The sequence below is a fragment of the Streptomyces sp. NPDC045026 genome (genome assembly GCF_056432625.1).
Genome location: NZ_JBWKIS010000005.1, coordinates 291,594 through 305,165, shown reverse-complemented (window position 1 = coordinate 305,165; position 13,572 = coordinate 291,594). Strand labels below are relative to the sequence as shown.

Below are 13,572 nucleotides of genomic sequence, written 5' to 3'. Positions count from 1 at the left end.
CGCCTGCCGCCCGTCCACCCGTGATTTTCCCTTCCGTTCAGCGTCCCGACTCCGCATCGACCACTCGGTAGAGAATCGAGCCATGGACGGAACTACCGGGAGGAGACTAGCAATTACACCGGGAAGATGGCACGCTGGCCGAACATAATTCGGGAACATACGGATGTGACGGAACATGGACGAACTTGATTCGGCGTTGCTACGGCTCCTGCAGCAAGACGGTCGGCGGTCCAACCGGGACCTGGCCACAGAGCTGGGAATCGCACCCTCCACCTGTCTGGAGCGGGTGCGGTCCTTGCGCGAGCGCGGGGTACTGCTCGGATTCCACGCCGAGGTGGACCTCGCCGCACTGGGCCGCGGACTCCAAGCGATGATCGCCGTGCGAGTGCGACCGCCCACGCGTGCGGTGATCGAGCAATTCCAGGCCTTCGTGGCGAGGATGCCTGAGGTGCTCTCAGTTTTCGTACTGACGGGCACCGACGACTTCCTCCTCCATGTGGCTGTTCGCGACGCCGACCATCTGCACTCGGTCGTCCTGGACAAACTGACAGAGCGACAGGAGCTCGCGGACGTACGCACCTCAGTGGTCTACGGGCATCTGCGCAAGAACGTCATCGAGCAGGTGTAAGAGCCTCCAGTGACGCGATCAGCAGATCGTTCGCCTCCGGACTGCCGACCGTGATCCGCAGCCCCGTACCGGAGAAGTTGCGGACCAGCAGTCCACGCTGCTCGAGTGCCACGGCGACCCTGTCGGACTCCTCGCCGAGCGGTACCCAGAGGAAGTTCGTCTCACTCGCCGGGGTCTTCCAGCCCTGCGCGCCGAGAGCCTCCCGCAGCCTCTCCCGCTCGGCGGTGATTCTGTCCACCTGCGCGAAGAGTTCGTCCTCCGCGTCCAGTGCGGCCAGAGCCGCCTGCTCCGCGATCCGGCCCACTCCGCACGGCACAGCGCACTTGCGGAGGGCCTCGGCGATCTTCGGGTGGGCTACGCCGTAGCCCACCCGCAGGCCGGCGAGCCCATAGGCCTTCGAAAAGGTCCGGAGCACCACCAGGTTGGGCCGGTCACGATGGAGTTCCACTCCATTCGGCGCGTCCGGAGCCTGGTAGAACTCGAAGTAGGCCTCGTCGAGCACCACCAGGACGTGATCCGGCACTCGGTCGAGGAATTGCTTGAGCTCGGCGGCGCCGACAGCGGTACCCGTGGGGTTGTTGGGTTCGCACAGCAGCACCATGGAGGTCCGCGGCGTGATGGCCGCGGCCATCGCCTCCAGGTCATGGGTCTCGTCGGTGAGCGGCACCTCGACCGGAACGGCACCGGCCATCCGCACCACGATCGGAAAAGCCTCGAACGAGGGCCAGGCGTAGACCACTTCGTCGCCGGGCGAGAGCATCGCCTGGCCGATCTGCTGATAGATGCCGACCGACCCCGGACCCGTGACCACATGCGAGAGCGGGACGTCCAGCTTGCGGGCCAGGGCGGCCGTCAGCTCTTCCGGGAAGATGCCCGGGTAGAAGTTGGTCTGCGCCGCAGCCGAGGAAATCCTCTCGAGGGCCGAGGGCAACGGCGGGTAAGGGTTCTCGTTGAGGAAGAGCCGGTGCGACACACCTGCGGCAGGCGGTTGCGGCGGCTTGGGCACATAGGCCGGTATGCCGTCGAGAATCGCGCGCGGCGACGGTGAGTGAGGACTCACTTCTATCGTTCTCCTCTGCAGTTTCCCTGGCGGGTTGGTCAGTCGAGTTCGAAGGTCTGGCCCAGCCCGCGGGCTGCAGCCTCCTTGGCCACGGCGAAGCCGGACATGACGTCCTGCACGCCGAGGCCGAGCGACTTGAAGACGGTGATCTCCGCACCCTCGCGGCGTCCGGGATGCGCCCCGAGCAGCACCTCGCCCAGCTCGGCCTGGATGTGGTCAGGGCCGACCAGCCCCTCGTTCAGCGGCGCCAGCAGGTCACCGGACTCGGCGCGAGCCGACTCCCGGCTGTCGACGAAGACGGACGCGTTCGCCACGGCCGCGGAGGACAGTTCGCGGTGGTCGACGAAGGAAGCTCCGACGGCGTTGACATGCACTCCGGGTGCGAGGTCCGCGGCCTGGACGACGGGCTCCTTGGTCGCGGTCGTGGTGCAGACCAGGTCGGCCCCGGCCAGTGCCTGCGCCGGCGTGGTGACGGTCTCCACCTCGATGCCCAGCTCCTTGGCCGCCCAGGCTCGGTAGGCCTCCGCGTTCTCGCTGGTACGGCTCCACACCCTGACCCGGCGCAACGGCCTGACCAGGTGCATGGCCTCCAGATGGCTGCGCGCCTGGACACCCGAGCCGAGCACGGCGAGGTCCCCGGCGTCCGGCCGTGCCAGCGCTTCGGTGGCGACGGCGGACACGGCGGCCGTTCGAACGGCGGTCACCGCGCCCGCGTCCATCAGCGCCAGTGGAGCGCCGGTCTCCGGGTCGAAGACCATGACGACACCGATATGCAGTTCGAGACCACGGGAGGGATTCTCGGGCTTGAGCACCATGGCCTTCAGCCCGTACCCCGCCAGGTCGTCCCCGGCGACGAACCCCGGCATGGTGCCCAGCAGACCGGTGTCCTTCTCGGGCCGCAGGATGGTCCGCAACGGCAGTTCCACCTGGCCACTGCTGTACCGGCGCATGGCTTCCGCCATCACCGGCAGCGCGGTCCTGACCGGATAGATCTCACGCACCGTGGCGCGGTCGAGGAGAATCATGGGTAGACCTGTTTCTTTCAGGAGTCCGTACCGGCGAGGGTGAAGACCGACCACAGCATCCGGATCGGCCGGGTACGGGAGATGAATTCCAGCTCGTTGGCCTTGGCCGCCGGCAGCGTGGTGAGCGCCAGGTCGGTCTCCCCGCGGCGGGCCAGGCCGGCTGCCGCACTGGTGGAGGTGGCGAGGCGGATCTCCGCCACCTCGTACTCCTTCGGGAGCAGTTCCTCGACCAGAGGGACCGGTGCCGGGTGGGTGGCGATCCGGGCCGCCTTGGGAATGCGGCGCCCCCGCGAGACAGCAATGCCGTAGTGCGGGGTGTCGAAGAGGAAGGCGCCGGCGAACCGCAGCGCCGGATCCATGTAGAAGGAGTGCACCGAGGCGTACGCGTTCGCGATCACGACATGGCTGACGACGCCCTCACGCAGCGCCTCGCCGGCCTTCTCGAACGTCTCGTAGAGCTGGATGTCCGGCGGCCCACCGTGACCGTGGTCCGCCCAGAGATACAGTGCCGCCTGCTCACTGCTGGTACCAGCTGGGCCGAGAGTGCCGATGGTCTTGACCGACGGGCCCGCTGACAGGGCGGTGTCTATCCATCCTGTTGCCTGGTTCATTTTTTCCCCCTAGGAATTGACGGTCAGGGCGTGGCGGAGCCGACGGTCTGGAGCCAGTGGCGGTAGCGCTGGTCCTTGCCACGGACTACGTCGTGGTACGCGGTCATCAACGCCGTGGTGAGCGGCCCCGGAGCGCCGTCTCCGACGGGACGGCCGCCGATCTCGGTCACCGGAACGATCTCTGCCCCCGTGCCGGTGAGGAAGACCTCGTCGGCATTGCACAGATCCTCACGGCCGAGATCGTGGAAGTCGGTCCCGACGTCCAGCAGTTCGGTCGCCAGCGTGACCACGGTGTCCCGCGTGATGCCTTCGAGCAGATCGGCCGTGACCGGGGGTGTGACCAGTCGGCCACGGATGACGGCGAACACGTTGGACGTGCTGGCCTCTGCCACCTGGCCACGGCTGTTGAGCAGGATGGCGTCGTCGTATCCGGCGGCCCGCGCCTCGTCCACGGCGAGCGCGTTGTTGACGTAGCCGCCGGTGACCTTGGCGCGGACCGGCAGCACGCCGGACTCCGGCCTGCGCCAGGAGCTGATGGCGACGCGGATCCCGCCGCGGTCGGTGTACGAGCCCATCCGGAACGCGTTGATCGTCAACGCGTCGGACACGCCCGTGAGTTGGACACCGGGCGGGGTACCGGGCAGCAGCGACTTCTTGAACGCCAGCGGACGGATGTACATGTCCGAGGTCGGGCCGATCCGCCGCAGCAGTTCCGCCGTCAGCTCGGACAACTCCTCCACGTCCCGGCCCACTTCGATGCGCAGGGTCCGGGAACTCCTGAGGAGGCGCCGGTAGTGATCGTGGCCACGGAAGACCGCCAGGCCCCCGTCCTCCTGGACGTACGCGCGGATGCCCTCGAAGACACCTGTGCCGTACTGGAGTGCCTGGGTGGTGACGGGCACCGTTGCCTCGGCCAGGGTGACGAACTCCCCGTCGTGATAGGCCAGAGCGGCGATGGCGGGTGTTGCCTGGTCGGTGGAAGTCGTTACGGCGCTGGTCACTGAGCCCTCCCGTTGGCCACCGCAAGGGCGGCGGCACGCTCGTCGTCCGACGCGGACTGGCGCCGGTCCTCCACCCGGGCGGCCTTCCAGCTGACCATCGCCCCGGTCGTCGTGACGCTGCCGAGTGCGCCGTACTCGAAGCGGACCGGGACCTCGAGCCGCTCGCGGACGAATTCCGCGATGACTGTCTCGTCGATGCGCACGCCCTCGCTCTCGGGGGGCAGTTCGAGGCGAAGCGTCAGCTCGTCCCGGCCCTCCACGGCGTCGATCACGATCTGGTAGTCGAGGTAGCCCCGCGGGTGGGTCAGCAGGAGTTCCTCAAGGTCATAGCCACTGATCCGGTGACCGCCGATGACCAGGATGTCGCGGGTCCTGCCGAGCACCTCCAGGGTGGCCGCGGGCAGGGTGTGGTCCGCACTCTGGGGACCGAGGCGGACCAGGTCTCCCGTGCGGTAGCGCACCAGGGGCTTGCTGCCCTGGTACAGCGCGGTGACGACGAGTTCGCCGGTGCGCACGCCGTCGGGCCCCGGCTCGACCGCTGCCGCGGTTTCCGGGTCGATCACCTCGTACACGTTGAGCAGGGGAGCCGTGTACAGGGCGCCGTCGGCGCCGGCCGCGCCCATCACCGAGGCTTCCTGCGAGGCGTAGAGGGCGTTGTAAACCTTGGCGCCCCACACCTGTCCGATGTTTTCGAGGAGGCTCGGGGAAGCGAGTTCTCCCGTGCACATCAGTACGTCGAGCTTGAAGTCACGCTGCGGATGAAGACCGGCCGCGTACACCTTCTTCGCCAGGGACAGCGCCATGCCCGGCGTGCTGAAGAGACCGGTGGCCGGAAGGACCCGCAGAGTCTCCAGCGCACGGTCGTAGCCGACCATCGGCGAATGCGGCCACATCTTGGCGACGGCGTGCCCCAGATTTCGGCAGACGTCACCGAAGGTGTCACTGAAGGCGTGCAGTTCGGTCGGCCCCGAGACGCCGATCACCTGCTCGTCACCGAACTGCCGGAAAATCGTGTCGTAATAGACGGTCAGCGCCGTGTTGTTGTGCAGCGAGTCAATGTTGTCCCGCGGGCAGGGTGTACTCCGGCCGGTGGTACCGGTGGTCTCGTAGAAGATCCAGGCCTTGGACAGCGGGAGTGACAGTACGTTCTCGAACTCACGACGCAGATCGTCCTTGGTCGTGAACGGTACGGAAGCCAGCTGTTCGGGATCCAGGGAGGTGATGGCCTCGGGATCCACCGATGCCAAGTGCTTCGCGTAGAAAGGCGACTTGTCCTTCACATACGCCAGCGTGCGGCGGAATTCCTGGAGTTGGTGCCCCGTCAGGGTGGCGTAGTCCCAGGTCCCTGCCGCGAATTCCTGGTGCCTGTCACGTATCTCGCGCGCGGTCTTGGCAAGTTCTTCGTTGAAAACGGTGAACATGTGGTCTCTCCTGTCAGTCGCGTCAGCGGTACAACGGCAGGCTGCCGGTGAGCTTGTTCACTGCGCTCTTTCCGCCGCAGACAGCGACTCCGATATAGGGCAGTTCGGAGGTGCCCTGCTCGGCGGTCCGGCGGATGTACTCGTCGTAGCTTCGCGACGACTGGGCCACCGAGGTGAAGTCGACCACGAAGACATCAGGCATGTCGGCGGCCTTCAGGACGATGTCCTGCAGGTCTGAGGTTTCGCCTTTCAGGATGGGCAACGGAATCGCAGTGATTCCGGTGTGCGCCCGCCCGTCGGCATCCTTGACCGAGTCGCCGATGATTCCGTCCACGAACCGTCCGACAGACATGGAAAGCGCCGCGACCGCATTCATGGCAAGACCGGCGGCGAGGTCCTTGTCGACAACAAAGGCGCACTTCTCGTATTTTGCACTCACTACTGCCCCTTATACCGCTTCTTCATTCGCGACAACGAATAGTCTCGACGACATTCGCTGTCGATTTCCTCAATGTTATTCTTCAAGGTCCGCGATGACCCAGTCACTGATCTCTCGCCAGAGCCGGATCGCTTCCTGATGGAACGGGTGCACCAGATAGCGCTCCAGCGCCTCTTCGTCATCCATGAGACCAATCACTGCGAAGTCGTGCGCAATCGGTCGCGTGGATATGTTGCGGCCGGCAGTCCACTCATGGAGTTCCGGTACCTCGCCCCCCACCTTGGCCGCGACGCGCTCCGCTTCCTGCGCCCTGGGGTCGTCCCAGGAAATCCCGTCCTTGAACTTGAAGAGCACTATGTGACGGATCATGTCTGTCCTTCGGGGATCGGTATTCGGGTGGCCGCCGGGACGAGCGCCTCGCCGCGAGCAAAAGCGCGTTCACCGAACTCATTGATGGCGGCCATCTGGCGTTCGCCGAGCGAGTAGTCGAGAGCCCGGTAGTAGTCGAGCAGTACGGGTACGTCCACGGCGCCGGCCCGGCTTTCGCGCGACTCACGAGCCGCCGCGACCGCCACCTCCATGGGGTGCGACCGAGCTCGCCGGACCGCGTCCACGAGCGACGCCTGCACCGCGTCCACCGCATCCGGGTAGGCCTGCGCGAACTCGCGGCGCACCGCCCAGACCGCGAAGACCATGGGCAGGCCCGTCCAGCTCCGCCACATCGCGCCCGTGTCGTGAACGGTGAGGCCGCGTGGCACGTCCGCCTGCAGGCGCAGCGCGTCGTCTCCTATGACGACGGCGGCGTCAGCCACGCTCAGCATGTCGTCCAGGTCCTGGCCCACGGCGCGATAGGTCGGGCGCACGCCGACTGCGTCCTCCAGCAGCATTCTGGCCAGCAGCGCGGTACTGCGACTGGCCTCGGAGAGCGCGACCACGCGTCCGTCCAGGCCTTCGAGCGGGCCGCGAGAGACGATGTGGCACGAGCGCACAGGACCGTCGCTGCCGATCGCAATTCCAGGCAGCAGGCACAGGTCGTCCGCGTGCTGCAAATACCTGGCAAGGCTGATCGGGCTGATATCCAAGTTGCCCGACAGGAGCTCCGAAGCAAGCCGTTCAGGTGGTGCGGAGAGCAGATCGACATCGCACGCTGCCCCGCTGTCGGTCAGGCCCCAACGGATCGGTGCACAGTTAAGGAAGGAGATATCGCCGACGCGCAGTACAAGGGTCTCGGAAGTCTTCACGAGTTACCCACTGGCGCGCCACCCGCCTCGGTCGCAGGCTTGGGGAGTCGCCCCCGGCAGAGACTCAGAATATTGAGGGCGAGAGTGGCCCCTTCCGGTCCCAGCTCCGCCACGTAACGATCGATGATGGTCTTCTCACGAGAGAGTACGGTTCGCGTCCCGCCGTCACTCGTGCGCTGCTGCTGAATTTGATGAGAAATGGCCTTTCGGCGTCGCACGATGTCCAACATCTGAACATCTAACGCGTCGATCTCTTTGCGCGCCTCATCGATCGTAAAACCCACCGCGGCATGCTCGCGTGACTCCACGTCAACCTCTTCTTTCCGGTGCGGATAATTGCAGGCAGGAGGAATGATCCCGCGACATTGGCAAGCGTATCCGCAACTTACCCTCGGCGATCAATCACTTTCGAAGAGAATCTCAAATTCTGAGACGTGGAGGTATTCCCTCAATCATCGTTGCGAGTACTGCCGCACAATAGGCCGTAGGGCAGGCTCGTCGAAGCCCGTTGATACGCTTTTAATAAGCTTTTGATACTCGGCCGGTGTGACATGAAGCACTCGGCCGAATGAAAGTCGCATCGACTGCACCGTCCCGAACCCCGCACTCGCCGAGGCCTCGTCGAGGCTGGCGGGCGGCTCGGATCTCTCCAGGATCCGGCGTGCGGTTTCCACTCTGACCCGTTCGACGTACCGGCCCGGCGTCATGCCGGTCTGTACCGCGAAGAGCCTGCCGAAGTTGCGTACGGACATGCCCACTTGGGCAGCCAGCCGACTGCGGGACAGATCGCTCGCCGGCTCGTTCGTGATCAGTTCGATGGCATCACGGACCGCGGGATGGCCCACCGAAGGCGCAGGTCGAGGCGCCAACTGCGCCTGGCCACCCGGCCGGCGCAGGTGCGTGAGCAGCCTGTGCGACACGTCGCGGGCCACGTCGCGCCCCGCGTCGTCCTCCAACAGCGAGAGCGCCAGGTCGATTCCCGCTGTACCGCCCCCGCAGGTGAACACCGGCCCGTCCTTGGCGAAGAACGCCGAGGTGTCCACATGGACATCCGGGTAAGCAGTGGCAAGGCGATCGCACCACTTCCAGTGCGTGGTCACCCGACGCCCGGACAGCACACCGGACTCCGCCAGCAGGAACACGCCGGTACACAGGGCCATGACGCGCGCTGCACGGTGAACTAACTCCGCGATGGCTCCCGCCAATTCACTGCCGTGCGGGGCTACTTCGCCCGCGCCGGGGACGATCAGCAGGTCCGGCGCGGGACCGTCACCGAGTGCGCCATCGGGCGCCACCGTCAGGCCGCCGGCTGTACGAGCAGGGCGACCGTCGACCGATGCAATACGAGTCCGGTACGCCACTGCGGCAGAGGCCATTCCCGTCGCGGCACTCAGGACCTCGAGCGGGCCCGCCAACTGCAGTTCATGCATACCGTCATAGGCCACGACCGTCACGTCCACATACATCAGTGGACCGCCCGTCGCTGCGCGAGTGAACGGAAGGGCAACTCTCGGAACTCTCGGGGCTCTCGGGTCCGAACCCGATCGCCGGCTGTGCTTTTACCCTGAATCGGGTCTCGCAGCCTGGAGATACATACAACAACCCGGTTCGCAGAACCTGTTGCTAACCAACCCGTGCAGTTGCCCTGCACAAGTGGTCCGATATAAGCAGCATGTAATCGCAGCTTTCCAGCGTACGACGAAAGCACTCTGCACCCCGTTGCTCAACCCTCGCCTGGCATGAACTAAAGATCAGCCTGGCACACTTGATTGAGGGTCACCACACCGTGTCCACATGGAGAGACAGTGCGGAGTGACCCAGGACACGCCTGACGAGAAACTGTCTGCTGCGATCTTTTATGTGCTAGTTAGCAGCTATGCCTGGCGTCAACTCCCGCACGGCTCAGGCATATTGAAGCAATCGACTGCTCACCGACAGTTCATGAACTGCTCCAGAGCCGACGTCTGGCTCCGCCTCCGAAAAGCCGCCCCGCACCGGCTCGACGGCACCGGCCTAGTTGACGCCATTCGCGTCGACATTAATCTCTTCGACAACACCCGCGCCGTGCGTTCGCCAGGATGACGGCGCTCTGGTCTTCGCGTCGCAGAACTTTCGCGGCGCAGGCGCCGACAGCCACGTGGACCAAGGCGAGACGAGACGAGAGTGCAGCGGCCGGATCTCTGCAGGCCGCACGTGGCGGGCATCCGCGGGCATCAGCCAAGTCCGAACTCCCCTTGACCACGTCCGCCGTCATGGCGCCAGAGAGCAGACCGAGAAAATGCCCCATCCACCCAGCAGCCCCACCTCCAGCACGCCCCACACACTCTGGGCCCCTGCCAAGGGCCACCGCTCCTCAGAACCGCCACCCGCTACACTGTCTGCGGTGACGCAGGCCTTCGCGCCTGCCCACCACAAAACTGCCGGGAAGCAGGCGCCTGGATCCGCCCACGTCAGGGAGGGTTCCAGACACGTTTTCCGACAGATCCCGGCCTTCGTAGCTCAGGGGATAGAGCACCGCTCTCCTAAAGCGGGTGTCGCAGGTTCGAATCCTGCCGGGGGCACACCTTCTGACCTGCGTCAGAGCAGAGAACGGCCCCTCGGAATGATCTTCCGAGGGGCCGTTTTCGTGCCTGTGGGGACACAGCGGGGTCGTAACGTTATGCGATGCCTCGGTCACCGATTGGTGGGGGCTCGACTTCTGGCGGCTGCGGGGGCGGGCTCTTGACGAGGACGAGACGGGCCGGGGCGGGGGGCGTTAGCGGCGTCGGGCTCGGTTTCGGTTCCGCCTGTACGGGCGTCGCCCTGGGTCGGAGGAGGCTCTGGGCTGCTCACTGGTTCCCTGCGCGGCACGATCGCGACCGGGGTGTCGGCCGCCTCCTTCGCGAACTGCGGCATGAGCGAGGTGTACGTGTCCGCGGTGAGGCCGTAGGAGGCGTGCCCGAGGAGGGCCTGGATCGCCTTCATGGACAGGCCGGCGGCCAGGCTCAGCGAGACCGCGCAGTGCCGAAGGTCGTGCAGTCGGATGGGCGGCATGCCGAGCCGCTTGATGAAGCGCTCGAAGGCTTGGCTGACGTTGTCCGGGTGCCAGGGGCGGCCGTCGGGCATGGTGAAGACACAGCCGCTGTCGATGTACGGGCCGTACTTCTTGGGGTCCGTCGCGTGCTTGCGCTCCCACTCCGCTCTCTGTTCCTTCTGTACGTCCCGCCATGCGGTGAACAGGGCGAAGGTAGCGGTGTCGAGGGTGACGCTGCGGTTGCTGGCGCGGCTCTTGAGGGTGTCGCTCCAGACCTCGTACTTGGAGTCGGAGACGAGCTGGGTTACCAGGTTCGTGGCGCCCTTGGTCATGTCGACCTCGGTCCAGGGCAGGCCGGTCGCCTCGCCTCGGCGCGGGGCCCGGAACACCATGAAGTGCCACGTGATGTACAGCGGATGCGCGACGGCAGCGTCGAGGAACCGCCTCGACCTCCGGATCGACTTCCTCCCGGTTGTCCACGTCCCCAACACGATCAGCGGCGGCGAACACTTCGGCCAGTCCAGCCTGTTGCCTGCCGCCCAGCTCCTCGACAACCTCGGCGCGGCCGACACCGACAGTCAGCGGGCACCAGGTCAAGGTGTTCGTTGGTGGCCCCTGCGCGGTAGACGTGCAGGAAGTCGTCGAACTTGGCACCACCGAACGCGTCCAGGAATCGCTTGAAGGCGGGGCAGGAACTCGGTCTTCAACTCACACTCTGCACGTACTCAGTCGTTGACCACGGGGCCCGCAGTGCCGGTCGTGGGGAAGGCCGCCAAGAGGTCCAGGTCGGTCGCCCTGCCGTCCTCCTGCTGATCAATCGCGGATTCCCCCAAGTCTGCGACGGGAGTGTGCGGCAGCCGGGCAACAGGGGCCCGACTGCCGCGATCGTGTAGACCGGCACCTCGTCGTCGGAGCCTTCGAGCCGCGTACGGGTCACAGTGCCGTCCGGTGCCGCCAGCCAGTAGGCACTCGGCGGGAACGGTTCGGCAGGGTAGAGGACCACGGTGTTCGCGGCCTGCGCGAAGGCGGCGGCGATATCGGCCTCAGGCGGCTGTGGTTGAAAGTGGACCTGCAGGTAGATGTACAGGGACGTTGCCACGTCGCCGTGGCGGTCGGCCTTGTCGCACCAGCACGAGCACATCCCAGTTGCGGAGATCCTGGTCCTTGCCGCCGTCGCCGACATCGACATCCGCGACGGACAACCCCAGACAGACGGCGAGGGCTGAGGCGATGGACTGGCGGGCAGGGCATCGGTGAGCAGGAGGCTGTACGCCGTAGAGGGTGGAACCTCTCGGTCAGCTGGCGCTCATACCGCGCTCCGGCCAGTCGTTCCGCTCTTCGAACAGGGAGTTGATCTTCCGTGACGCCTTGAGGAACGTGTAGTCGATGTCGCCGTCGTCCGGCGCCGAAGTGCGGCTGCTCGTGGCCATGGTGAGCGTGCGAGACATCTCCGTCGGGTCGTCGCCGAAGGAGTAGCGAATGGAGCCCGGCTGCTCGGACAGCTTCTTGAAGTAGACCAGGGACGCCATTACCACTCGCTCTCGAAGTCCTCCCGCTTGTTCAGCGGGACCTTGCTCTGCCAATTGTAGTTTTCGTTGGCCACCCGGCGTGCCTCCTGGTAGGTCGCGCCCGGGTGCGTGCGCAGGTAGTCAAGCTCCGTGAGCTCGTGTTCGAGCAGGACGTGATCCTCGGGCAGGGCGTTGCCGGACCGCAGACGGATCCAGGCGTCGGCGATCTCGGCGTCCGCATCGAATTTCCGGGTGACGACCTCACCGGTCTCGTAGTCCTCGATCGGATGCTCGGAGTCGAAGACGTGCTTCTTGATCGAGGAAATCTCTTCCTCGGTGAATCCCTTTGCCCCGCCGACCCGCGCCACGTCCTGCGTGTTGCGACTGATGGCGGCGATATCGCGGGAATCCTGGCGGAAGTCGTCGTACGCAGCGTCCGCCCACCGCGTCTGCGCAGGGTCGTCCAGGATGTCGCGAGGACGTCGACGAGCACCGGTGAGCCATTCGTCGCCGCCCCGCACAGCGGATGCGGAGGGAGCCGTGGCTTCCGGCACGTTGGCCAGAAGCAGGCGGGGGTCAGCGAGAGCGGGCATGTCCCCGCCGAGGAGACCGCGCCACCCGCCTGCTTCGGATGCGACGCGCGCTCCGCCGGCCGCCGCACCGAACATGCCGCCGTAGAGCATTCCATCCGTAATCGCGTGACCGGCTTCGTCGAGGCTGAGGCCCTTGCTCTCACCGGTGGCCATCGAGACCGGCTGGGTGACGGCCAGGTCCACGGTGACGGATTCGATGCCGCCGAGTGCTGCGGTGGCCAGGGTGGTGCCGGCGATGGTGGCGATCTCGGTGGAGACGGTGACGCCCATGGTGCCGGCCATTTCCACGATGCTCGCGGTGGCCGCGGCCGCGGCGCCTTCGGAGATGCCCGCGGTGAAGATGGCGAGTGCGGTTCCCGCGATGATCGTGGCGCCGACGATCTCCAGCTCGTGTTCGAGGTGTTTGACGGCCTTGTGGACGGCGTCGGCGTACTTGTCGAGCGCCTTCGCCATGTCGCGGGCGCCGTCGATCATGTCCTGGAGCCAGCCGTGGCCGTCGTAGTAGTAGCGGCGCCAGAACGGGTCGTCGAAGGCCGCGATCGCCTCACCCTTGTTGTGCTCGATGATGCCGCGCGCCGACCTGTTCGCGGCGGCGGTGACCTCTTCGACGTCGTCGGCGAAGTCACGCCACGCCTTCGCCGCCTTGCGCAGACCGTCCTCGTCGGCGTCCGGCCACCACATGCCGGTGACGTCCTGGATGATCTCCTTGGCCTTGTCGGCGGCGCTCACTTGCCCGCGTCCCCGCCCTGGCCCTTGACCGTGATCTTGCTGAACATCGAGCGGACGAGGTCTTCGTTGTCGATGTGGCCGTCCGCCATGTCCACCATCGCCTCGTGGATGCTGGCCAAGCCCTGGGCGAGGATATCCGCGGACTGCTCGATCCGCTTGACGTGCGGGGCGTACGCCTTGCGGAAGGCGGTTCCCTGTTCGTCGTCACCCCAGGGCGCACCGGCGGCGAACAGCGCCATCTGGAGCTTCGTCAGGGCCTTGCCGAGGCCGTGCTGTGCATATGGAAGTGAGGCGCAGTCGCCC

17 protein-coding genes and 1 tRNA gene are annotated in these 13,572 nt (G+C 66.1%); 4 read left to right on the top strand and 14 right to left on the bottom strand.

Features of this window, described 5'->3' with window-relative positions; translation table 11 throughout:
• The first annotated feature begins 175 nt into the window (after positions 1–175).
• A complete protein-coding gene (locus tag AC07EJ_RS14535) occupies positions 176–628 on the top strand; it encodes an Lrp/AsnC family transcriptional regulator (RefSeq protein ID WP_389477842.1) in 453 nt (150 codons plus the stop codon).
• Here the strand turns inward: AC07EJ_RS14535 and AC07EJ_RS14530 are convergent.
• The 10 genes from AC07EJ_RS14530 to AC07EJ_RS14485 form a co-directional block, all read right to left on the bottom strand.
• Positions 612–1,688, bottom strand: coding sequence for a histidinol-phosphate transaminase (locus tag AC07EJ_RS14530; RefSeq protein WP_478884336.1), 1,077 nt, complete (start codon positions 1,686–1,688; stop codon positions 612–614). The genes AC07EJ_RS14535 and AC07EJ_RS14530 overlap by 17 nt on opposite strands.
• A gap of 38 nt (positions 1,689–1,726) precedes the next feature.
• Positions 1,727–2,713 carry an ornithine cyclodeaminase family protein gene (locus AC07EJ_RS14525; RefSeq protein WP_478884335.1) on the bottom strand — a complete coding sequence of 329 codons (987 nt, stop codon included), beginning with the start codon at positions 2,711–2,713 and terminating at the stop codon, positions 1,727–1,729.
• A gap of 17 nt (positions 2,714–2,730) precedes the next feature.
• The gene (locus tag AC07EJ_RS14520) at positions 2,731–3,324 is read right to left on the bottom strand and encodes a prephenate dehydratase domain-containing protein (protein WP_389477849.1); all 594 of its coding nucleotides are present in this window, start codon (positions 3,322–3,324) and stop codon (positions 2,731–2,733) included.
• A gap of 23 nt (positions 3,325–3,347) precedes the next feature.
• Complete coding sequence (locus AC07EJ_RS14515) at positions 3,348–4,325, bottom strand: branched-chain amino acid transaminase (protein ID WP_389477851.1); 978 nt, start codon at positions 4,323–4,325, stop codon at positions 3,348–3,350.
• The gene (locus tag AC07EJ_RS14510) at positions 4,322–5,746 is read right to left on the bottom strand and encodes a phenylacetate--CoA ligase family protein (protein ID WP_478884334.1); all 1,425 of its coding nucleotides are present in this window, start codon (positions 5,744–5,746) and stop codon (positions 4,322–4,324) included. Before AC07EJ_RS14510 ends, AC07EJ_RS14515 begins: the two co-directional genes overlap by 4 nt.
• A 22-nt stretch (positions 5,747–5,768) precedes the next feature.
• Positions 5,769–6,185 carry a DUF2000 domain-containing protein gene (locus AC07EJ_RS14505; protein WP_389477857.1) on the bottom strand — a complete coding sequence of 139 codons (417 nt, stop codon included), beginning with the start codon at positions 6,183–6,185 and terminating at the stop codon, positions 5,769–5,771.
• Positions 6,186–6,260: 75 nt separating this feature from the next.
• Entirely contained in the window at positions 6,261–6,554 is a 294-nt protein-coding gene (locus AC07EJ_RS14500) for a Dabb family protein (RefSeq protein WP_389477859.1), read from the bottom strand.
• Positions 6,551–7,426, bottom strand: coding sequence for a menaquinone biosynthesis protein (locus AC07EJ_RS14495; RefSeq protein ID WP_389477861.1), 876 nt, complete (start codon positions 7,424–7,426; stop codon positions 6,551–6,553). Before AC07EJ_RS14495 ends, AC07EJ_RS14500 begins: the two co-directional genes overlap by 4 nt.
• Entirely contained in the window at positions 7,423–7,734 is a 312-nt protein-coding gene (locus tag AC07EJ_RS14490) for a chorismate mutase (RefSeq protein WP_478884333.1), read from the bottom strand. Before AC07EJ_RS14490 ends, AC07EJ_RS14495 begins: the two co-directional genes overlap by 4 nt.
• A gap of 144 nt (positions 7,735–7,878) precedes the next feature.
• Positions 7,879–8,886 carry a GlxA family transcriptional regulator gene (locus AC07EJ_RS14485; RefSeq protein ID WP_478884332.1) on the bottom strand — a complete coding sequence of 336 codons (1,008 nt, stop codon included), beginning with the start codon at positions 8,884–8,886 and terminating at the stop codon, positions 7,879–7,881.
• A 352-nt stretch (positions 8,887–9,238) separates the two neighbouring features.
• Here AC07EJ_RS14485 and AC07EJ_RS14480 point away from each other — a divergent pair, with 352 nt between their 5' ends.
• Positions 9,239–9,508 (top strand): transposase, encoded by a 270-nt coding sequence (locus tag AC07EJ_RS14480; RefSeq protein WP_389477868.1) that lies wholly within the window; start codon positions 9,239–9,241, stop codon positions 9,506–9,508.
• A gap of 406 nt (positions 9,509–9,914) precedes the next feature.
• Positions 9,915–9,987, top strand: a tRNA-Arg gene (locus AC07EJ_RS14475).
• A 112-nt stretch (positions 9,988–10,099) separates the two neighbouring features.
• Here AC07EJ_RS14475 and AC07EJ_RS14470 read toward each other — a convergent pair.
• A complete protein-coding gene (locus AC07EJ_RS14470; protein ID WP_478884331.1) occupies positions 10,100–10,831 on the bottom strand; it encodes a site-specific integrase in 732 nt (243 codons plus the stop codon).
• Between the two features lie 687 nt (positions 10,832–11,518).
• On the opposite strand from AC07EJ_RS14470, the gene AC07EJ_RS14465 reads away from it, so the two are divergent.
• Positions 11,519–11,665, top strand: a complete 147-nt coding sequence (locus AC07EJ_RS14465) for a hypothetical protein (RefSeq protein WP_389477884.1) — start codon at positions 11,519–11,521, stop codon at positions 11,663–11,665.
• A 69-nt stretch (positions 11,666–11,734) separates the two neighbouring features.
• On the opposite strand, the gene AC07EJ_RS14460 is transcribed toward AC07EJ_RS14465, so the two are convergent.
• Genes AC07EJ_RS14460 through AC07EJ_RS14450 form a run of 3 tightly spaced genes read right to left on the bottom strand, consistent with a single transcriptional unit; the run spans position 11,735 to position 13,508 of the window.
• Positions 11,735–11,968, bottom strand: a complete 234-nt coding sequence (locus AC07EJ_RS14460) for a hypothetical protein (protein WP_389477886.1) — start codon at positions 11,966–11,968, stop codon at positions 11,735–11,737.
• On the bottom strand, positions 11,968–13,269 hold the full coding sequence (locus tag AC07EJ_RS14455) for a WXG100-like domain-containing protein (RefSeq protein WP_478884330.1): 1,302 nt from the start codon (positions 13,267–13,269) through the stop codon (positions 11,968–11,970). Before AC07EJ_RS14455 ends, AC07EJ_RS14460 begins: the two co-directional genes overlap by 1 nt.
• Complete coding sequence (locus tag AC07EJ_RS14450; protein WP_478884329.1) at positions 13,266–13,508, bottom strand: hypothetical protein; 243 nt, start codon at positions 13,506–13,508, stop codon at positions 13,266–13,268. The genes AC07EJ_RS14455 and AC07EJ_RS14450 overlap by 4 nt, the downstream gene beginning before the upstream one ends.
• Between the last annotated feature and the right edge of the window lie 64 nt (positions 13,509–13,572).